Source organism: Mycolicibacterium pulveris, from assembly GCF_010725725.1.
Taxonomy (GTDB): domain Bacteria; phylum Actinomycetota; class Actinomycetes; order Mycobacteriales; family Mycobacteriaceae; genus Mycobacterium; species Mycobacterium pulveris.
In genome coordinates, this window is sequence record NZ_AP022599.1 from 4,644,806 (window position 1) to 4,664,274 (window position 19,469).

The 19,469-nt window shown below is 66.9% G+C and carries 19 protein-coding genes, 1 pseudogene and 1 riboswitch; of the genes and pseudogenes, 10 read left to right on the plus strand and 10 right to left on the minus strand.

The window, feature by feature from the left end; all coding sequences use genetic code 11:
* Positions 1–2: 2 nt before the first annotated feature.
* The 4 genes from G6N28_RS22510 to G6N28_RS22525 are packed head-to-tail and all read right to left on the minus strand — an operon-like array spanning position 3 to position 4,056.
* Entirely contained in the window at positions 3–848 is an 846-nt protein-coding gene (locus G6N28_RS22510) for an ABC transporter permease (RefSeq protein WP_163904169.1), read from the minus strand.
* Positions 845–1,720, minus strand: coding sequence for an ABC transporter permease (locus G6N28_RS22515; protein ID WP_163904171.1), 876 nt, complete (start codon positions 1,718–1,720; stop codon positions 845–847). The genes G6N28_RS22510 and G6N28_RS22515 overlap by 4 nt, the downstream gene beginning before the upstream one ends.
* A 3-nt stretch (positions 1,721–1,723) precedes the next feature.
* On the minus strand, positions 1,724–2,914 hold the full coding sequence (locus tag G6N28_RS22520) for an ABC transporter substrate-binding protein (protein ID WP_163904173.1): 1,191 nt from the start codon (positions 2,912–2,914) through the stop codon (positions 1,724–1,726).
* Positions 2,915–2,964: 50 nt separating this feature from the next.
* The gene (locus G6N28_RS22525; protein WP_456093983.1) at positions 2,965–4,056 is read right to left on the minus strand and encodes an ABC transporter ATP-binding protein; all 1,092 of its coding nucleotides are present in this window, start codon (positions 4,054–4,056) and stop codon (positions 2,965–2,967) included.
* A gap of 319 nt (positions 4,057–4,375) precedes the next feature.
* On the opposite strand from G6N28_RS22525, the gene G6N28_RS22530 reads away from it, so the two are divergent.
* Positions 4,376–4,804 (plus strand): type II toxin-antitoxin system Rv0910 family toxin, encoded by a 429-nt coding sequence (locus G6N28_RS22530; protein WP_163904175.1) that lies wholly within the window; start codon positions 4,376–4,378, stop codon positions 4,802–4,804.
* On the opposite strand, the gene G6N28_RS22535 is transcribed toward G6N28_RS22530, so the two are convergent.
* The gene (locus G6N28_RS22535) at positions 4,801–6,216 is read right to left on the minus strand and encodes an MFS transporter (RefSeq protein ID WP_163906554.1); all 1,416 of its coding nucleotides are present in this window, start codon (positions 6,214–6,216) and stop codon (positions 4,801–4,803) included. The two genes, G6N28_RS22530 and G6N28_RS22535, sit on opposite strands and share 4 nt — an antisense overlap.
* 173 nt (positions 6,217–6,389) lie before the next feature.
* Between G6N28_RS22535 and G6N28_RS26875 the strand changes: the two are divergent.
* Both G6N28_RS26875 and G6N28_RS26880 read left to right on the plus strand, forming a co-directional pair.
* Positions 6,390–7,061: pseudogene (locus G6N28_RS26875) on the plus strand (YwaF family protein); the annotation flags it as partial.
* Positions 7,062–7,079: 18 nt separating this feature from the next.
* Positions 7,080–7,697: a class I SAM-dependent methyltransferase gene (locus tag G6N28_RS26880; protein ID WP_179962230.1), complete on the plus strand. Its 618-nt coding sequence runs from the start codon at positions 7,080–7,082 to the stop codon at positions 7,695–7,697.
* A gap of 65 nt (positions 7,698–7,762) precedes the next feature.
* Here the strand turns inward: G6N28_RS26880 and G6N28_RS22545 are convergent, their stop codons facing one another.
* Positions 7,763–8,635 carry a type IV toxin-antitoxin system AbiEi family antitoxin gene (locus G6N28_RS22545; RefSeq protein WP_163904177.1) on the minus strand — a complete coding sequence of 291 codons (873 nt, stop codon included), beginning with the start codon at positions 8,633–8,635 and terminating at the stop codon, positions 7,763–7,765.
* Between the two features lie 164 nt (positions 8,636–8,799).
* Between G6N28_RS22545 and G6N28_RS22550 the strand changes: the two genes are divergently transcribed.
* From G6N28_RS22550 to G6N28_RS22560, 3 genes are read left to right on the plus strand one after another with little or no spacing between them, the layout of a single operon-like run.
* Positions 8,800–9,906, plus strand: coding sequence for a CapA family protein (locus tag G6N28_RS22550; RefSeq protein WP_163904179.1), 1,107 nt, complete (start codon positions 8,800–8,802; stop codon positions 9,904–9,906).
* Positions 9,907–9,966: 60 nt separating this feature from the next.
* The gene (locus G6N28_RS22555; RefSeq protein WP_163904182.1) at positions 9,967–10,668 is read left to right on the plus strand and encodes an SDR family NAD(P)-dependent oxidoreductase; all 702 of its coding nucleotides are present in this window, start codon (positions 9,967–9,969) and stop codon (positions 10,666–10,668) included.
* A 37-nt stretch (positions 10,669–10,705) separates the two neighbouring features.
* Positions 10,706–11,527: an acyl-CoA thioesterase domain-containing protein gene (locus G6N28_RS22560; protein ID WP_163904184.1), complete on the plus strand. Its 822-nt coding sequence runs from the start codon at positions 10,706–10,708 to the stop codon at positions 11,525–11,527.
* Between the two features lie 9 nt (positions 11,528–11,536).
* Here G6N28_RS22560 and G6N28_RS22565 read toward each other — a convergent pair whose 3' ends face one another.
* Complete coding sequence (locus G6N28_RS22565) at positions 11,537–12,364, minus strand: CBS domain-containing protein (protein WP_235674659.1); 828 nt, start codon at positions 12,362–12,364, stop codon at positions 11,537–11,539.
* Between the two features lie 121 nt (positions 12,365–12,485).
* Positions 12,486–13,841: a flavin monoamine oxidase family protein gene (locus G6N28_RS22570; RefSeq protein ID WP_163904186.1), complete on the minus strand. Its 1,356-nt coding sequence runs from the start codon at positions 13,839–13,841 to the stop codon at positions 12,486–12,488.
* 101 nt (positions 13,842–13,942) lie between these two features.
* On the opposite strand from G6N28_RS22570, the gene G6N28_RS22575 reads away from it, so the two are divergent.
* On the plus strand, positions 13,943–14,506 hold the full coding sequence (locus G6N28_RS22575) for a dihydrofolate reductase family protein (protein WP_163904188.1): 564 nt from the start codon (positions 13,943–13,945) through the stop codon (positions 14,504–14,506).
* Here the strand turns inward: G6N28_RS22575 and G6N28_RS22580 are convergent.
* A complete protein-coding gene (locus G6N28_RS22580) occupies positions 14,503–14,850 on the minus strand; it encodes a hypothetical protein (protein WP_163904190.1) in 348 nt (115 codons plus the stop codon). The two genes, G6N28_RS22575 and G6N28_RS22580, sit on opposite strands and share 4 nt — an antisense overlap.
* A gap of 119 nt (positions 14,851–14,969) precedes the next feature.
* Positions 14,970–15,162: riboswitch (cobalamin riboswitch) on the plus strand.
* 158 nt (positions 15,163–15,320) lie between these two features.
* Between G6N28_RS22580 and G6N28_RS22585 the strand changes: the two genes are divergently transcribed.
* Genes G6N28_RS22585 through G6N28_RS22595 form a run of 3 tightly spaced genes read left to right on the plus strand, consistent with a single transcriptional unit; the run spans position 15,321 to position 18,201 of the window.
* Positions 15,321–16,334 (plus strand): FecCD family ABC transporter permease, encoded by a 1,014-nt coding sequence (locus tag G6N28_RS22585; RefSeq protein WP_179962231.1) that lies wholly within the window; start codon positions 15,321–15,323, stop codon positions 16,332–16,334.
* Complete coding sequence (locus G6N28_RS22590; protein ID WP_163904193.1) at positions 16,331–17,125, plus strand: ABC transporter ATP-binding protein; 795 nt, start codon at positions 16,331–16,333, stop codon at positions 17,123–17,125. Before G6N28_RS22585 ends, G6N28_RS22590 begins: the two co-directional genes overlap by 4 nt.
* A gap of 5 nt (positions 17,126–17,130) precedes the next feature.
* A complete protein-coding gene (locus G6N28_RS22595; protein ID WP_163904195.1) occupies positions 17,131–18,201 on the plus strand; it encodes an ABC transporter substrate-binding protein in 1,071 nt (356 codons plus the stop codon).
* A 23-nt stretch (positions 18,202–18,224) separates the two neighbouring features.
* On the opposite strand, the gene G6N28_RS22600 is transcribed toward G6N28_RS22595, so the two are convergent.
* Complete coding sequence (locus G6N28_RS22600) at positions 18,225–19,364, minus strand: AraC family transcriptional regulator (protein WP_163904197.1); 1,140 nt, start codon at positions 19,362–19,364, stop codon at positions 18,225–18,227.
* Positions 19,365–19,469: the final 105 nt, after the last annotated feature.

Below are 19,469 nucleotides of genomic sequence, written 5' to 3' on the forward strand. Positions count from 1 at the left end.
TGCTAGCCGTCGATTCGCCTGCGCCGGTAAGGCGTTCCCGCGGCCAGCAGCACCAGGCTGACCACCAGGATGGCCGTCGCGAGCACGTTGATCTGCGGCGGCACCGCGGCTTTGACGGCCGCGTTCACGTACAGGGGATAGGTCACGGTGGATCCGCTGACGAAGTAGGTGATGATGAAATCGTCGAGCGACAACGCGAACGACAACATCGCCGCGGCGACGATTCCGGGAATCACCAGCGGCAGCGTCACCTTGAAGAACGTCCGGGTCGGGCTGGCGCCCAGGTCCATCGACGCGTCCTCCAGCGTCCAGTCGAACCCGCGCACCCGCGCCCGTACGGTCATGGCGATGAAGCTCACCTCAAAAGCGATGTGCGCCAACACGATCGTCAGATATCCGGTGGCCCAGCCGAGGTCGAGGAAGAGCACCAGCAGCGCGGCTCCCATCACCACTTCCGGGGCGGTGAGCGGCAACACCAGGAAGGTGTCGACGGCCCGCTGCCCGCGCCACCGTTGCCGCACAAGCGCGATCGCCACCAGGGAACCGAGGACGAGCGCGACGGCGGTGGACACCGCGGCCACGTTGATGCTCAGCATCAGCGCCTCGGTCAGTGCCGGATACTTGAACGGGTCGGCCCAGTTGTCCAGCGTGAAACCCTGCCAGGTGTAGTTGAACTTGCCCTTCGGGTCGTTGAACGAGAACAACACGATGACGAAGATCGGCAGAAACAGATACAGCAACACCAGCGCGGCGACGATCCGCAACAGGACATCGCCCCACTTGCGGTTGGGTTTCACCGTTTTCGCCGGCGCCAGGCTGGTGGCCGAGGCCACCGCCGAAATCGTCATACCAGCTCCTCGGTGCCCAGCGCCCTGGTGTAGAGCAGCACACCGGCCAGGATGATCGCCATCAGCACCATGCTCAGCGCGGCGGCCGCCGGATAGTCCTTGACCACCAGGAACTGCTGCTGGATCACGTTGCCGATCATCGTGGTCTGCGTGCTGCCGAGATAGTCGGCGTTGATGAAGTCGCCCGAGGCGGGGATGAAGACCAGCAGGCTGCCGGCCAGCAGGCCCGGCATCGACAGCGGCAGAACCACTTTGGTTGAGCTGCGCACGTTCGACGAGTACAGGTCCCTGGACGCCTCGATCAGCCGCGGGTCGATCTTGTCCAGGCTGACATACAGCGGCAGGATCATGAAGATGATCCAGTTGTAGGTCAGCCCGCCGATCACCGCCCAGCTCGTCGACAGCAGCCGGCCCTCGCTGGGAAGCAGGCCCACTGCCCCCAGTGCGCCGACCACCCAACCGTCGTCGGCCAAAATCGTCTTCCAGGCGATGGTGCGGATGAGGAACGTCACGAAGAACGGCAACAGCACCAACCCGAGGATCAGGTTCTTGAACCTGCCCGCCTTGAACGCGATCACGTATGCCAGCGGATAGGCCAGCAGCACGCACACCAAGGTCGCGGTGATCGCGTAACCGAACGACCGCAGGATCTGGTCCTGATACTTGCTGAAAGCTTCGACGTAGTTGGCGAAGTCCCACGAAAACGTCAGCGTGGGAAGAAAAATCGAGCCGCTGGTGGTCGACAGCGACATCCGCGCCAGCGAGAAGAACGGGATGACGAAGAACACCGCGAGGTACACCATCGCGGGCAGGATCATCAGGTACGGAGCGATCCCGCTGCGCTGTCGGCCGCTGACGGCGACGCCGGCCATCGGCTAGCCGCCGGTGACCGCTGCGTACATGGACGCGTACTCCTGCTTCTGCTCGTCGGCCAGCGGGGCCCACGCGGTGATCTTGTCGATCGTGGCCTGCGACGGATTGATCAGCTGATTCTTCGCCAACCCCGGGTCGATCTTGTCGAGCTCGTCGGTCATGTCCGACAGCACAGGCACGAACTGGGTGAACGCGATCAGCTTGGCGTAGTTGGCCCGGTCGTACACGTAGTCGATCCACGCCTCGGCCGCCGGCTGGTTTCGCGTCGTGTAGGGGATCACCATGGTGTCGAGGAAGTCGGTGCCGCCGGACTCGGGGACCACGAACTGCAGGTCAGGGTTGTCGGCCTGCAGTTGGACCACGTCGCCCGAATACGCTTGCGCGATAATCACGTTGCCCGCGGCCAGGTCCTCGGCGTAGTCGTTGCCGGTGAAGCGGCGGATCTGGCCCCTGTCCTTCTGGTCCCGGATGACCTCGACCGCCTTCTGCACCGATTCGGTCGTCGGCGCCGCCGGATCGCCACCCTGGGACAGCAGGATCATGCCGAGGCCGTCCTGAACGTCGGAGAGCAAACTCACCTTTCCCTTGAACTCCGGATTCCACAGGTCGTCGATCGTGGTGATGTCGCGTCCGGTCGCAGCCCGGTTGTACGCCAGCCCCACCATGCCGGTCATGTAGGGCGCGCTGAACTTTCGGCCCGGGTCCATCTGGGCGTCGAGCAGGTCCGGCCGCAGGTTCTTCTTGTTGGGCACGCCGCCCTCGGTGAAGTCGTTGAGCCAGTTGAGGTTACGGATTTGCGTCGCCATGAACGCGGTGGGCACTACGAGGTCGGCGCCGATGTCCTGCTTGCGCGACAGCGGCTCCTTGACCTTGGCGAACCACTCCTCGTTGTCGTTGAAGTCCTCTTTGTAGTCGACGGTGATGTCCGAGGAGTCCTGGAACGCGGCGATGAAGCCGTCGGCTATGTACAGCGGCCAGTTCGAGATCCGCAGGGTGCCGCCGGCCGGTCCGCCCGCCTGGGTGGTGGTTTCCGAAGTGCCGCTTTCGGATCCGCACGCCGCGAGGAACGACGGGCCGAGCGCCATCGCGGCGGCGGCCGCGGCGCTCCCACCGATGAAGCGGCGCCGCGAGGTGCGGTTCGTCGCGGACCGCGCGAGCACCCGGGGGTCGAGTGCGTCGTGGTGAGACGGCATGACTGCGGCGCCTTTCGTCGAGGGGCGAGGGGGAACAGGCGGATCGATGCTCAGGTGTCGTCGAGCATCTCTTCGAGGTCTTCGGCGGTGGGAATGTCGGCGGCCGGAAGAACCAGCGATGCGTCGGGCGCCCAGCACACGTGCACGTGATCTCCCGGCCGCAACAGGGGAAGATCCTGTTCCGGGCCGACATGCGCGACGATCGTCGACCCGTCGGGGGCGGCCAGCGACAACCGCACGACGGGCCCCTGAAACGTGAGGTCGGTGACGGTCGCGCCCACCGTTGCCACATCCCCGGTCGGGGCGTCCATCGACACCCGAATGCGCTCGGGACGCACCATCAGCGTCGCGTGACCCCCGGGTTCGATCGTGGTGTCACCGGGGCGGGCCTTCAACGTCGCTCCCAGCACGTCGACTTCGACGAAGTCCCGGTTGGCGCGACCGGTCCGGGTGCCCGCCCAGAGGTTGGCCCGGCCGATGAAGCTGGCGACGAACACCGTCGAGGGCTTGTCGTAAATCTCTGTGGGCGTACCGATCTGGTCGATGTTTCCGGCGTTCATCACCGCGATCCGGTCGCTCATCGTCAACGCCTCCTCCTGGTCGTGAGTCACGTAGACGAACGTGATCCCGACCTCACGCTGGATGCGTTTGAGTTCGAACTGCATGACCTGACGCAGCTTGAGATCGAGCGCGCCGAGCGGTTCGTCGAGCAGCAGCGCGCTCGGATAATTGACCAGCGCGCGGGCCAGCGCCACGCGCTGCTGTTGGCCACCGGACAGCTGGGCGGGCCTGCGCTCGGCGAAGTCGGTGAGCCGCACGATCTCCAACAATTCGTCGACGCGTTTGCGGACCGTGCCCTTTCCGTGGGCCTTGTCCATTTTCCTGCTACGTGGGCCGTAGGCGACGTTGTCCCACACCGACATGTGCGGAAACAGCGCGTAATGCTGGAACACCGTGTTCACGTTGCGTTTGTGCGGGGGCACCCGCGACACGTCGACGCCTTCCAACCGGATCGCGCCTTCGGTGGGGGCATCGAAGCCGGCGATCATCCGCAGCGTCGTGGTCTTGCCGCACCCGGACGGTCCGAGCAGGGAGAAGAACTCCCCGGATGCGATGGCGAAGTCGGCGTCAACGACGGCGATGTAGTGGCCGAACCGTTTCGTGACGTGGTCGATCTCGATGACCGGCCCACCCGTGGCGCGGGCCGCACCGTCGTGTCCCGCCGGGTTGTCTACCGCGGTGGTGTGTGAGCCGGGCAGCGGGATCCTCCTCAGTACAGCCTGAAAGCTGTGGGTAAACAATCGCCGATCAGCCGGACCTTCGCAAGCGATCCCGCAACGAATTTACGTAACGACAATGGAATCCTTCGTCGGTCGCGGATGTGCCCAAAGAATCCACCAAGCCCGCGGCCGACGGGCTGGTTCGTTTACCCCGCCCGCGTCACCGGGTAGTGCAATGGGCATGGCAACGGTGGATGTGGCGGTGTCGTCGGAGTTGAGCCCCGAGCGGGCTTGGGTGCTGGCCTCAGACCTGAGGCGCTTCGACGAATGGCTGACCATCTTCGGCGGTTGGCGCAGCGACGTGCCGTCGGAGATCGAGGTGGGCACATGTGTGTCGTCGCTGATCAAGGTCAAGGGCTTCCGCAACGTCATCCACTGGCGTGTGACGCGCTACGACGAACCCAAGCTGATCGAGCTGATCGGCAAGGGTCGCGGCGGCGTCTGCATCCGGTTGTGCCTGCACGTCGAAAGCCATGACCCGGGGACGACTTTTCGAGTGGTGGCCGAACTGAGCGGCGGTCTGCTCAACACCAGGATCGGGAACCTGGTCGCGAAGGTCGTCGAATCCGACGTGCGCAAGTCGGTCACCAACCTGGCGGCGTTGCGCTAGCCCCACTCGTGACGCATGGCGCTCGTTTCATATTGCGCGTCCAGGGTTTCCGCGCGCCGTCCGCGTCCTCCCGTGAACGTAATGAGGATCAGCGCCAGGGCGGCGGTGAGCGCACCGCCGATGAAGATCGCGACGTAGCTGCTTTTCACCGGCACATCGGATCCGGCCATCGTGCGTGCCAGCAGCATCGCGACCACGGCGGCCGCCGTCGAGCTGCCGATGGTGCGGGCGATCGCGTTCATGCCGGTGGCGACACCGGTCTCGCCTGCGTCGACCTCGCTGACCACCAGGGCGGGCAGCGCGCCGTAACCGAGGCTGATATAGGCGTTGGCCAGAATGCCGGCCACGATCACCTGCCAGGCCTGCGAGTGGGCGAACGCGACGAACAGGAAACCCGCGATCCCGGCGACCGCTGCGACGATGAGCACTGGTCGGGCGCCGAACCGGTCGATGAACCTGCCACTGGCCATCGCGACCAGAAATCCGGTGACCGCGCCGGGCAACAGGTAGACGACGCTGGCTTCCAGCACGGTGGCGCTGAACCCGTAACCGGCTGTCTCCCTCGGGATCTGGACGAAAAGCGTCAAGCCCAGGAACGCGAAGTACAACCCCATGCCGACGAAGATCGTGGCGAGGTTGGTGAGCAGGATGGGGCGTCGTGCCAGCATCGCCGTCGACACCAGCGGCTGCCGGGACCGGCGTTCCCACTGCCACCAGCCGACGAGCAGACCGGCGCCCAATGCCGCGCAGCCCAGCGTGGCCGGCGATGCCCAGCCCCACGTGTAGCCCTGGGTGATCGCCAGCAGCGCCGCCGACAGGCCGGCGGCCAGCCCGGCCGCGCCCAGCCAGTCGATCGTTCCGGTCGTGCTGCGCGGCCGGCGGGGGACCACAACCACCACGATCGCGATGACCATGATCGTGAAGGCCGTGGTCAGCCAGAACACCCGGTGATAGCCGGCGTCGCCGCTCATCAGCAGCCCGACCACCACGAGCCCCGCACCGCCGCCGAAACCCAACGCGCCCGACATCACCGCCATCGCCGACATCAGCCGCGCGTGCGACAACTCCTCGCGCAGGATCGCGATGCTGATCGGGTAGAGGGCGTAGGAGGCCGCCTGCAGGATGCGGCCCACGATCAGCAGCGCCAGCGAGGATGTCGTGGCGGCCAGTACGGAGCCGACGAGCACGATTCCCAGCACCCAGAGCAGCACCCGTTTCTTGCTGTGCAGGTCGGCCAGCCGCCCGACCAACGGCGTCGCGGCCACCGCCGCCAACAGGTTCGCGGTGACCGCCCAGCTCACACCGATGGTGGAGACGTGGAGTTGCTCGGCGATGACGCCCAGCACCGGGACGACCGCCGTCTGCAGCACGGCGACGGTGATGACCACCACCGAAAGCCCGGCCACCAGCATGCGCGGCGACCGCACCGGCGGGTCCCCGGGGGCCGCCGGGCGCGTCGCGTCCGCTCCCACCACGCCGACTCCGTTCGTTAGCTCGTCTTCGGTTCTCGCGATTATGGGCGTGCGGCGGCGCTCACAGTCGCGTGGCCCCCTCGGGCGAGATCGGGGTCGGCCAAACTGGTGGCATCACCGCACAACATGAGTTCACCGCGTACGGGCCGTCGCACTGGGCCGTGCTGGCCGTGTTCGTCGTCGGCGCCGTGTGGCTGGTGCGGCTGGGGCGACGGCAGAGCGAGCAGCAATCCCGTCGGTTCGGGCGCGTCCTCGGGGCCGTCACGGCGGTGATCTACGCGGGGGTGCTGGTCTACGGCCTGGTCCCGTTCGACGTGCGGTGGTCGATGCCGCTGCAGCTGACGGACCTGGCCACCGTCGTCACCGCGTACGCATTGTGGTCGCAGAAGCACTGGGCGTACGCGGTGACCTATTACTGGGGGCTGGTGCTCAGCGCGCAGGCGTTGATCTCACCCGCGCTGACCGGTCCCGACTTTCCGCACTACCGGTTCCTGGCGTTCTGGGCGATCCATCTGGTGGTGGTGTCGACCGCGATCTATCTCACCTGGGGCCGGGGTATGCGGCCGCGCTGGCGCAGCTACCGCGTCGTGCTGGCGGTGACGCTGGCGTGGGTGGCGATCACGATGACGTTCAACACCATCGCCGGATCCAACTACGGCTTTCTCAACGGCAAACCCTCGACGCCGTCGCTGCTGGATGTGATGGGGCCGTGGCCGTGGTACCTGGTGGTGGCCGCCACTCTGGTGTTCACCGTGTGGGCGGCGATGACCTGGCCGTGGGAGCGGTTGCGGCAAGCTGGACCCATGGACACATCTGGAGCATTGCCGGTCAACCATCACGCGGACCATCCGGGCTTCTCCGGTGTCATGGCGGCGGTGTGCGGGGTGGTGTTTCTGTTGATGGGGCGCAAGAACGCGCGCCTCGCGGCGGACCTCGCCGGGGTCACGGAGGACGACCACGTCGTCGACATCGGCTGCGGGCCGGGAACCGCGGTTCGACTTGCCGCACGCCGCGGCGCGCGGGCCACCGGAGTGGACCCGTCGTCGATGTTTCTTCGCATCGCACGGGCGGTCACACCCAAGTCGGCGAACGTCACGTGGGTCGAGGGGACCGCGGAGAACATCCCGTTGCGCAACGAGTCGGCGACGGTGCTGTGGTCGCTGGCCACCGTGCACCACTGGCAGGACGTCACCGCGGGCCTGCGGGAGGCGCATCGGGTGCTGGCCCCGGGTGGGCGTCTGCTCGCCATCGAGCGCCAGTCGGAGCCGGGCGCGACCGGGTTCGCCAGCCACGGCTGGACCCGTCAGCAGGCCGAATCGTTTGCCGCGCAATGTCATGCGGCCGGTTTCAGCGACGCGGTGATTGAAAGCAACGACGCCGGGCGACGTGCGGTGTGGGTGGTGCGGGCCCGCCGCCCGTAGCGCCTCTGCGCCGATTGTGCCGTTTCATACGCGACTCGCCGCGCCGAGCGTATGAGATCGCACAGTCACCACGTCTTAGGGCAGCCACGCGCGATCAGCGCGGCGCCGACACGGTCCAGGAACCGCTGCGGCGAGTTGTGCAGCATCCCGCTGGTCAGCCTGAAATCGGTCCAGCCCAGCTCCGGCAGCAGGGTGTAACGCTCGGCGTCCCAGCTCCGCTGCGCGGCGTCGGTCCAGTGGTGCGCACCTTCGAAGTCGACGCCGACAAGGTATTCGGGCCAACCCATGTCGATGCGCGCGACGACGAATCCGTATGCGTCGAGTACCGGAATCTGGGTCTGAGGCCGGGGAAAGCCCGCCCGCACCAGCAGAAGCCGTGTCAGCGACTCGTACGGTGACTCGGCCCCGCCGTCGACCAGATCGAGGATGATGCGCAGGGTTTTCAGCCCCCGAACCCCGGGGTGCCGCTGCGCGACGGCCGCGATCTCGTCGACCTTCACATCTGTCGCGTTCATCAGCGCATCGATGCGCTGCACGCCCTCGTCAAGGCGCAACCACCTACCGAGGTCGAAGGCGGTGCGAGCTGGAGTCGTCACGGGCACGCCGGCGATCTGTGTCGTTTCACCGGGATCGAGCCGGTCGGTGTGGACGGTCAGGAGCCGTGGCGGCCGGCGGTTGGTATGGATGAGCTCCGCGGAAAGGCCAGGCTCAATCCACTTGGCGCCCAGCACGGCTGACGCCGACAGCCCGGCGATCACTCCCGTGCGGCGTGACCACAGCCAGGCACCGCGAGCACGCTCGTCAGCGCAGGGTTCGACTCCTCGCGGCACCCATACGCCTGGATAGATCGCGGTGTGAAACCGCCGTAGTTCGCGAAACGTCATGGCGCCGGTCGCGAGGGCCTCGTCGGCGCGGAATGGCCAGTTGATTGTCTGCATGCCGAGACGCTCGCACCGGGCACCGACGGCGTAGGGCCGCGCCGGGTGGGTTATCCACAGGCCTCGCCGCCACTCAACGACCGCGATTGTGCGATCTCATACGCCTGCCGCGGCGAGTCGCGTATGAAACCGCACAGTCGCGAAAACCGGCGGACACTGGTGTGGTGGCGTCGAGGTCGGACACCGAAGCCGTCGTCTTCCTGACCGGCGACGTGATGACCGCGCGCGGGATCGACCAGATCCTGCCGCATCCCGGCGATCCGACGTTGCGCGAAGCCGTCGTGTCGGACGCGCGAAGGTATGTGTCGCTCGCCGAGCGTGTCAACGGCCCCATACCCGCCCCGGCCGACTTCGCATATCCGTGGGGTGAGGCCCTCGAGGTTCTCGACCACCACCGTCCCGACATCCGGCTGATCAACCTCGAAACCAGCATCACCACCAGCGGCCAGTTCGCACCGGGGAAAGCCGTGCACTACCGCATGCACCCAGCCAACATCGGGTGCGTGGCCGCGGCGCGACCCGACGTCTGCGCGCTGGCCAACAACCACGTCCTCGACTTCGGTTATCGCGGACTTGCCGACACCTTGGCCGCGCTTTCCGACGCGAAGATCGGCTGTGCCGGATCGGGTTCGGACGTCGAGCAGGCCATCCGGCCGGCGAAGGTTGCGGGGCATGCGGTGATCGCGTCGGTCGGGTCGGTGACCAGCGGCATCCCGGCGCGCTGGGCCGCCGCCGCGGACCGTCCCGGAGTCGCTCTGCTGACCGACCTGTCCGACCGTGCCGCCGCCGCGCTCGCCGGTCGGGTACTGGAGCTAAACCGCAACGGCGACATCACGATTGCCTCGGTACACTGGGGCTCCAACTGGGGCTACGAGATCGACCCCGCACAGGTCCGCTTCGCGCACCGGCTGATCGACGAGGGTGTCGACGTCGTCCACGGCCACTCCTCGCATCACCCGCGTCCCATCGAGGTGTACCGCGGCAAGCTGATCTTGTACGGCTGCGGCGACACGATCGACGACTACGAGGGCATCGGCGGCTATGAGGTTTTCCGCCCCGACCTGCGGCTGCTGTACTTCGCGTCGATCGACCGGCCCAGCGGCCAGCTCGCCGAACTCCGGATGACCCCGATGCGCACGCGGCGGATGCGCCTGGAACACGTGCTCCGCGACGACGCCGAGTGGTTGCGCACGACGCTCGAACAGGCGAGCCGCCGGTTCGGCACCGCCGTCCGCCGCACCGGGGACGGCACCCTGCTGGTGGGCGGCTAACTTCTACGGTCGGGCCGATCTGCGCCCTGACATCCTCGAAGAGTGGAAGGAACACACTGAATGAAGACGGCGGTCGTCACCGGAGGTGGATCGGGCATTGGACGCGCGGTGGTCGAGCGGCTTCGCGCCGACGGGCACCGGGTGGCGATCCTCGACCTGGCCGCCGGCGACGACGAGTTCGCGCACCGGGTCGACGTGACCGACCGGGCCCAGGTCGACGCCGCGATGACGGCCATCCGCGAGCAGCTGGGCCCGGTGGCGATCCTGGTCAACGCGGCCGGGCTCGACGGGTTCAAGCGGTTCACCGACATCACGTTCGAGGACTGGCAGAAGGTGATCGACGTCAACCTCAACGGGGTCTTTCACTGCACCCAGGCCGTGTTGCCCGACATGATCGAGGCCGGTTGGGGCCGCATCGTCAACGTGTCGTCGTCGAGCACCCACTCCGGTGCGCCCTACATGGCGCACTACGTGGCGGCCAAGTCGGCGGTCAACGGGCTGACGAAGACGCTGGCGCTCGAGTACGGACCGGCCGGAATCACCGTCAACGCCGTGCCGCCCGGCTTCATCGACACCCCGATGCTGCGCAAGGCCGAAGCCGCGGGACACCTCGGCGACATCCAGGCGACGATCGACGCCACGCCCGTGCGCCGAATGGGTAAGCCCGAAGACATCGCCGCCGCATGCGCGTTCCTCGTCTCCGAGGAGGCCGGCTACATCACCGGCCAGATCGTGGGCGTCAACGGCGGGCGCAACACCTGACCGGGGCCGTCGTCGGCGGTTGTGCGAAGATCCGCAAATGAGCACGGAACCGGCGCATTTCACGCTGACCGACGACGGCGCATTCCTACCGACGCGCTTTGCGCAGAGCCATTGGGGCGACGATCACCTCAACGGTCCGGCGGTCGTCGGTCTGGTCGCTCGGGTACTGGAGAACCACTGCGGGTCCGAGGAGTTCATGCCCGCGCGGTTGACGACCGATTTGTTCAGGGCCGCGCGTGGCGTGTTGACCACCGTCGAGGTGCGCGTGGTGCGCGACGGTCGCCGAGTGCGCAGCGCGGAATGCGATGTGCGCCAAGAGGGTAAGACTGTGGCCCGAGCCACCCTGCTGCAGTACCGCCGCTCCGCACCACCGCCCGGCGAGGAGTGGACCGCGCCCGTTACCGTGCCCGACCCGCCGGTGCCGGACGGTGACGTGCTGCCCTACGTCGGCAGCGAGGAGGCCGGTTGGACGCGCTCACCGGCTGCGCATCAGAACACGTCGCGCAAGTGCTTCTTCAACGACGGAATCGCCGTCGTCGCGGGGGAGAAGAACACCCCGTTCGTGCGGGCGGTGATGACCGCGGAATCGACCAGCCTGGTGACCAACCTCGGCACCAACGGGATCGGCTACATCAACGGAGACCTGACGGTGGCGCTGTCCAGGCTCCCGCTCGACGACTGGCTCGTCGTTCAGGCCGACTCGCATTGGGTGGCCGACGGAATCTCCGTCGGCACCGCGACGCTGTTCGACCATCGGGGCGCCTTCGGGACGGGGCTGGTCACCGCGGTGGCCAACCCGGCCGCGCAGATCGACTTCAGCACCCGGCAATTCCCGATCGCCGAACTCAACTACGAGTGAAGCGACCGATCAGACACCGGGTTCGAAGAGCTTCTGCAGCTCCTTCGGCAGCTGGCTGCGCACCTGCTCGGCCTGCCCGGGGCTGATGCTGTCCAGGACGGTGTTGGCCACCGCGACGAACACCGAAGTTGCCTTGGCCTCATCGATACCCGCCCGCGCGACGAGCTCGGCCTCGATGGACTCCTGCGTGACCGACCGGTCCGGGCCCGGCGGTAACGAGCGCACGTGGGGTTTCAGCAGCGACGGCAGCTGCGACACGAAGTCCTTGGCCTCACCCGCGTTGAGCCGCCGAACCAGCGAGGAGACGACGACGTCGAGGGCCGCGCGCGCCTGGTCGCGGTCGTCGAGGCCGGCTTCCTCATGGACGAGGTTTACCAGCCGGTTCAGCGTGGTTTCGGCGCGCACCAGGCTGCGCCGACGTCCCGGGGCCCGCTCGCTGTCGGCGGGACCGCCCTCGCCGATCTGAGCCTCCACGACTTCGGCGAGCTCCTCGAGGGGAGCGGCCTCGTCGAGGATGAGGTCGTCAAGCGTCACCATGCCGACGATTCGCTCGCCTTCGACGAGCGGGATGCGTCGCACGTTGCGCTCTGTCATCAGCCGCAACGCGTCGGCGGTGTCGTCGCGCGGCGAAAGGGTTAACGGGTTCGGCGTCATCACCTCGGAGATCTTGGTCGAGGCTGCGTCGAGTCCCTGGCCCAACGCGCGCACGGTGAGGTCGCGATCCGTCGCGATGCCGACCAGGCGACCGTCCTGCTGGACAGCCACCGCGCCGATGCGGTTGTGCTCGATGGCACGAGCCGCTTCGAGCACCGAGTCACTGGGTTTGAGAACCACCATTCGGGGGCGTCGATACCAACGTAGAGTCATGTCTTCAGTTATGCCGACCGGGCGCGAAAAACTCTAGGGACCAAAGCAGGACCTCTGAGGGACCAATGGCCCTAAGGCGGGCGCGCTCCGCTCAGAGCGCGGCAAGCACTTCGGCCGCCGCGCGCTCACCCGAGGCCACTGCGCCGTCCATGTAGCCCATCGACTCGACCGCCGTCTCCGCGCCGGCCCAGTGGATCGGCCCCACGGGTTCGCGCAGCGCGTGCCCGTGCGTCGTCCAGGTGTTGGGTGGCAGGAACGCGCCGTAGCAACCGCGCGTCCATTCGTCTGCGGCCCAGACTTTTTCGACATACTCGACGGGTTGAGCGGCCCGCCGCCCGTACATCCGGGTGAAGCAGTCGACGACGGCGCGACGCCGGGCCGCCGGGTCGAGGCGGGCGAACTCGCGCGCCTGGTTGCCTTCGAGAAAGCCGAGCAGGACGCCGGGCTTACCGGAGGGCGGCGAGTTGTCGAAGAACACCTTCACCGGCCCGCTCAGCGAGACCCCCTGACCCGACAACCCGTCGGCGCGCCAGAACGGTTCGTCGTAGACCGCCATGCATTTGATCACCGAGCCGTTGGGCATGCGCTGGGTGAGCTGGTCGCGGTCGGCAGGTAACGGTTCGTCGTAGCTGAGGCGGCCCGCCAGCGCGGGGCTCATGGCCACGATCACCCGTTTGGCCCGCACCGTGGCAGCCTCCGAATCGAGTTCGACGCGGTCGCGGCACCGTATCGAGCGCACCGCGACACCGAGGTGCACCACATCGCCCAGCTCGGCGGCCAGCGCTGTGGAGATCGCCTGCGCCCCGCCGACGATGCGGGTTTGCTGAGCCCCGCCTCGCGTCGAAATAAGTTGTGTCAAACCATGATTAGAGCTGCAATAGGTCAGCAGATGCAGCAGCGAGAGGTCGGCGGCGTCGGCGGCCCACACCGCTTCGCACGCCAGGTTGATGAACGAGCGGCCCAGCGCCGTCCGCACGTGCCGCTGCACCCAGGACGCGACGGTCTGGCGGTCCCACTCCAGTGCCCGCTTGGCCGACCACGGCGCCGCGGGATCGATCCGACGCGCCATCCGCTCCAGCCGCGTCAACGCGATCTGCACGTCGGCCAGCTGCATCGGTCCCGCCTTCGGCACCTCGCCGCGGTACCGGCGGACGCGGCCGTCGTGCTCCCACAATTTGGCACCGGCATCGTGGGTGTCGAAGGTGGCGATGCGGAGCTCGTCGATCAGGGCGCGGATGCGCGTGTGGTTGGGCCCGATCCACTGTCCGCCGACCTCGACAACCGTGTCGCCGAACGGGTCACCGAGGCGGTGGTTCAACGTGCGCCCACCGACGCGGTCGCGGGCCTCCAAGACGACGACGTCGACGCCGGCGCGGCGCAGTGCGCGGGCGGCCGCCAAGCCGGCCAAGCCCGCGCCGATCACCGCGACGTCCGTGTCGATGTGCATGACGCCTCCTGAAGTGGAATCTATCGAAGGTGCACCGCGATGAGTTCCGCTCTGCCCGACGGTCATCAGTGGGGACACCTTTCAAAGGAGGCAACCAGCGCATGCGCAAGCTGATCTACTCGATGACCGCCTCGCTCGACGGTTACATCTCAGCGCCGCGCGGAGAGCACGACGGCTGGGCGGTGCCGGACGAGGAGCTGCATCGGTTCCACAACGACGCGGTGCGGGGGCTCGGCGGGCATCTGCTCGGGCGACGGCTGTATGAGGTAATGACCTACTGGGAGGGTTTCGAGGAACGCGAGCCGGACGCCCCGCAATACGCGCACGAGTTCGCCCGCATCTGGCAGAAGCTGCCCAAGATCGTGTACTCGACCACGCTGACGGAGGTCGAGGGCAACACGACGCTCTCGACCGCGGATCCGGTCACCGAGGTCACGCGGCTCAAACAGGAGCCGGGGGAGCCGCTGGCCGTTGGCGGCGCCGACCTGGCCGCGACGTTGATACGGCACGACTTGATCGACGAGTATCGCGTCTTCCTCGCCCCGACGGCCCTCGGCGGCGGCAAACCCTACTTCACCGCGCTGGACCGACAGATCGCACTCGAGCTGCAGGAGGCGCGAACCTTCGACACCGGCGTCGTCTACCTGCGCTACGCGGCGCGTTAGAAGTGGATGACGCGCGGGCCGCCGCCGCACTCGGGCACGCCGCCGTAGGGCAGACCGCCCTGGATCTGCCCGTTGACCATCGCGCTGCAGGACGCCGTGCGGTGCCAGGAGCCCGGTGCGAACGGGCCGCCCGCGCCGAAGCTCCATGTCTGCGAGTAGAACGAGCCATCGGGGAACGGTTCGCCCAAGCAATACCGTGTCCCGCCCTGTCCTGACTTCTGCCCGCCCGGGCACCAATTGGCCTCGCCGTTGGGAATCTTCGGATCGGGTTGCGCGGCGGCGATCGGAACCGCGACGAACGTCAGCGCAGCGGTTGCCGCGGCGACCGCGAAGAGTCTGATCATGTTTACCCCCGAGAGACGATTGCGGCTCGCCTGCCAGCTCACCGCGGTGTAGTCGATTGTCAGAGGTTAGCTGCTGCAGATCGATGATGGGCAACTTTCGCGCATCGCGGACCTTGATAGGCTCTGCCGCTGAGGGCGGTCGCATCCGTGCCACACGCGGATGCCAGGGAACCCGGTGAGAATCCGGGACTGGCGCGCAGCGGTATGGGAGTTGGACTCGACACAGGTCACTGGAGGCCACGCGGGCCTCCGGGAAGGCGTCGAGTCCGGAACATCCCGAGTCCGAAGACCTGCCGTTCTCGTTGAGTCCACCGGTATCTCGCGTTCAGATACCCCCGGCGTAATGAGGCAGGCTTGCTGATCACCTGGCCACGGTGTCGGATCGGGACGTTGTGCCCGTGACCGTCACCGAGAGAATTTCCGGTCGCGCCCACGAGGCGACTGTTCCCACGGTCCGGCGCGCGCCGTTCCTGGCGCTGACGGCCGTACTCGCCGTTCTCACGACGGCGAGCGTCGTGGTGTCCGTCGCCTTCGGTGCCGAGGACATCGCGCTCACCGACGTGTGGCGTACCGTTGCCGGCCGCCTCACCGGAGGCGCCGTCGACGCGGGATACGACGTCATCATCTGGGACCTGCGGCTGCCGCGCTCGATACTGGCGGCGATCGTCGGCGCGGGCCTGGCGCTGGCCGGTGCGCTGATGCAGGCGCTCGTCCGCAACCCGCTGGCCGAACCGTATCTGCTGGGTGTGTCGGCGGGCGCGGCCGTGGGGGCGACGGCGGTGATCACGCTGGGCGTGTTGTCGGCGCTGGGCATCTGGGCGCTGTCCGGGGGCGCGCTGCTGGGCGCGGTGGTCGCCACGCTGACCGTGTACGCCGTGGCCCGCGCCCAGGGCGGGCTTACCGCGCTGCGCCTGATCTTGTCGGGTGTGGTGCTGTCCTCGGCGTTCATGGCGTGCTCGTCGCTGCTGGTGTTCACCGCCGGTGACCCGCACGCGGCCGAAAGCGTGATGTTCTGGCTGCTCGGCAGCGTCGCCGGAGCGACGTGGGCCAAGATCCCACTCGCGGGCACGGTGGTGGTGATCTCTCTGGTCGGGGCGTTGCTGATCCATTCGTGGCTCGACGCCTACGCCGCAGGAGCGGACACGGCCACGTCGCTGGGCGTGCCGGTGCGCGCGTTGCGCAACGCGCTGTTCGCGATTCAGGCGGTGCTCGTCGGGGTGCTGGTGGCCGTGGCCGGGGGCATCGGGTTCGTCGGGCTCATCGTGCCGCACGCGGCGCGGTTGATCGTGGGAGCCACACATCGCGCGATGCTACCGGTGACCGTCTGTGCCGGAGCGCTTTTCCTGGTGTGGGTCGACGTGATCTCGCGGGAGATGGCCGCACCGCGGGAGATGCCGTTGGGCATCGTCACCGGGCTCATCGGCGCGCCGGTGTTCCTGTTCCTGATGGGCCGCCGCCGATACGAGTTCGGTAACAGCTCATGAGTGCGGCTGTCCTCAGCGCTCACGGGGTCGCGTGCCGGCGGGGCTCAAGAACCGTTGTGGCCGGGGTCGATCTGATGGTGCCCGCCGCGACCCGGCTGGCGGTGGTCGGCCCGAACGGCGCGGGCAAAACAACTCTGCTGCGGGCGCTTTCGGGTCTCGATGCGCCTGTGGAGGGAATGATCCGGATCGACGGCGAGGACTTGTACCGGATGCCGGCTCGGCGCAGGGCGTGCACGATCGCCGTCGTCGGGCAGGAAGAGCGACCGTCGGGCGAGCTGACAGTGGCCGAGGCGGTCGGGCTGGGCCGGACCCCGTATCGAAATCCGTGGTCGGGCACCGTGATCGGGGAACGGGACATCGTCGACGACGCCCTGACCGCGGTCGGACTGGGTGGGTGGGGGGACCGGTCCTGCACGCAGTTGTCGGGCGGTGAGCGCCACCGTGTCGTGCTTGCACGGGCACTGGCTCAGCAGACGCCGGTGCTCGTGCTCGACGAACCCACCAACCATCTCGACGCGGCATGGCGGCTGAGGTTCATGCAGGTACTCGACGATCTCGAGTGCACGGTCGTCGCCGCGATGCACGACTTGGATTTGGTACTGCGCCATTTCGACGCCGTCGCGGTGGTCGCCGACGGCGGCCTCGTCGCCCACGGGCCCCCCACCGAGGTTCTGGACTCCGACCTGCTGTGGCAAGTGTTCGACGTCGCAGGCGATGTCGTCGCCCATCCGACGACGGGCAGGTCTCACCTTCTGCTCACCCACGCCCACCCGGCGGTGCGCCAACGATGAGGAGTATGACAGTGGTACGGAGACTGGCTGGACCGGCTGTCGTCGGCGTGGCGCTGGCGTTGGTGACCGGTTGCGGGTCGCCGAACGCCCCCGCGGCGGCCACCCACACGGTGACGGTCACCAACTGCGGCGAGGAGGTCAGTTTCGAGCAGCCACTGGAACGTTTGTTCGTCAACGACGGCGGGATGATCGCGATCGCGCTGGCCGCCGGGGCGCGCGAGCAGATGGTCGCCGTCAGCTCGATGGCCCGCGACGTCGACGTTCTGCGCATCGAGTTCGGTTCTCAAGTAGACGATCTCAACGAGGTGGCGCCCGCGCAGCCGACGCTGGAGAACATCGTCGGGGCGAAGCCTCAGGTGCTTTTCGCCGGATACAACTACGGGATGGGAGAAGAGCGCGGTATCACCCCGGAGATCCTGGCGGGCCACGGCATCGCCGTGTATCAGCTGTCCGAGGCGTGCAGGCAGATGGAGGGGCAGTCCGTCCGCGGAACCATGGATCCGTGGGTTGCACTCGACACCGATCTGCGCAACATCGGCACCATCACGGGGAACGCCGAGCAGGGCGCGCGGGCCGCCGACGATATAGCCGCAAGGTTGGAAAGGTTGCGTGCCGCGCCGCAGCCCGAGAACAAGCCGATGGTCTTCGTGTTCGACAGCGGCACCGACACAATCTTCTCGTCGGGTGTGTTCGGCGGGCCGCAGGGCATCATCGACGTGGCCGGCGCACGCAACGCCACCGCGGACATTCAGGACACCTGGACGACCGTGAGTTGGGAACGGATCGCCACCGCCGACCCCGACCTCATCGTGTTCGTCGACTATCCTGGCCAGTCGGTCGAGGAGAAGATCGAGGTGCTGCGAAGCAACCTGGCAAGCAGAAACCTCAAGGCGGTCCGTGAGAGCCGGTTCATCAACCTGCCGTATGCGATGTGGGTGTCAAGCCCGCTGAACATCGACGCCGCTGAAACGCTGCGATCGGTACTCGAAAAGCACGGTCTGGCACCGCAATCCGGCATCACACCGAGCCTGGATGCTGGGCAACTCGACCTGGCGGGCAACGACTGGCTGCAGTGAACCACGGTGCTGCGGCCCATCAGTCATACCCCGGCGGACATTCTCGCGTGGTTCCGGGCACAGTCGTCCCGGAACTGTTGAAGCGTCATGCCGGTGCGGGTCTTGAAGAACCTGCGCAGGCTTCGCGCATCCGCGAAGCCGGCCTGACGCGCAATCGCGCGGAAGTCGAGATCCGTTGTTGAAAGCAGTGTTTCGACAACTTCCAGCCGAATTTCGGCTTGGATCTGGCTGAAGTTGAGTGAATCCTTCTCCAACCTTCGGTTCAAGGTGCGAGGGGTGCAGTGAAGCATACGGGCAACGTCATCGATGCCCAGCTGCGGGTTACCGTGAAGAATCGCTCGGACCCGGTAGGGAAATGTCGAGCCGGCATTCGCGAACACGTGTGCACTTGTGAGCAATTTCAGGCAGTGTTGATGCGTTTCCGGGTCAGCGCCTTTCAATGGGATGGCCAGCGCGTTGCTGCTGAGCAGCATCGTGTTTCGTTTCGAGTCGAAGTCGATCGGGCACGGGATGAGGTCGCGATAACAATCAACGTGACGAGGTTGCGAGTATGTCAACGTCAGCCGATCGACGGGAAATTCCGGGATGCCGATCAGACGCTGTAAGGCCATGTCGCAACAGATCCTCTCCTCGATCGAGAACTGCAGCAACGCATCCGGGATGCGTGAATCCGGCAGATACGAAAGCAAAAGCTGATCGCCGACCAATTCACACGCAAATCCGACCAGACCGCCGAAGAAGACCGAGATGTATTGAAACCACAGTTTCGTCGCCTCAGCTGATGTTGGGCTCGTCATGACGGTGTAGCCGAGAATGCCCAGGTCGCCGAGGGTCAGCTGCTCGCCCAACGTGAAGGCCAGGGAAGGTGAATCGCACAGCTGGTGCATCCTCGCGACGATGTGGATGTAATCGGCCACTTCGATGAGATGTCTCGGATCGGTGAGATTCTCCGGGGTGACTCCGGAGCCAGCGAGCACCTCCTCGCTGTTGAAGCCCAACCGGTTGGCCACCTTGAGATAGAAATTGATCTTCGCCGGTCGAAGCCGTGCGACCGCGCTCGAATCATGAGCGATCGTTAGCAGATGGCTTGCATCAGACAGGGATTCCTCGGGGGTTCGCCACACACCGACCGGTTTGGTCCCCGCCGTGACCGGATGGGTCATTACGTCCACCTCGGCGTCTCGCTACATTTCCTGTGATGGCGCTTTCGCGGTGCAATCTTATGCCGACCTGGCGCTATGCGGGAATACCGGAGGATGTATGAACGC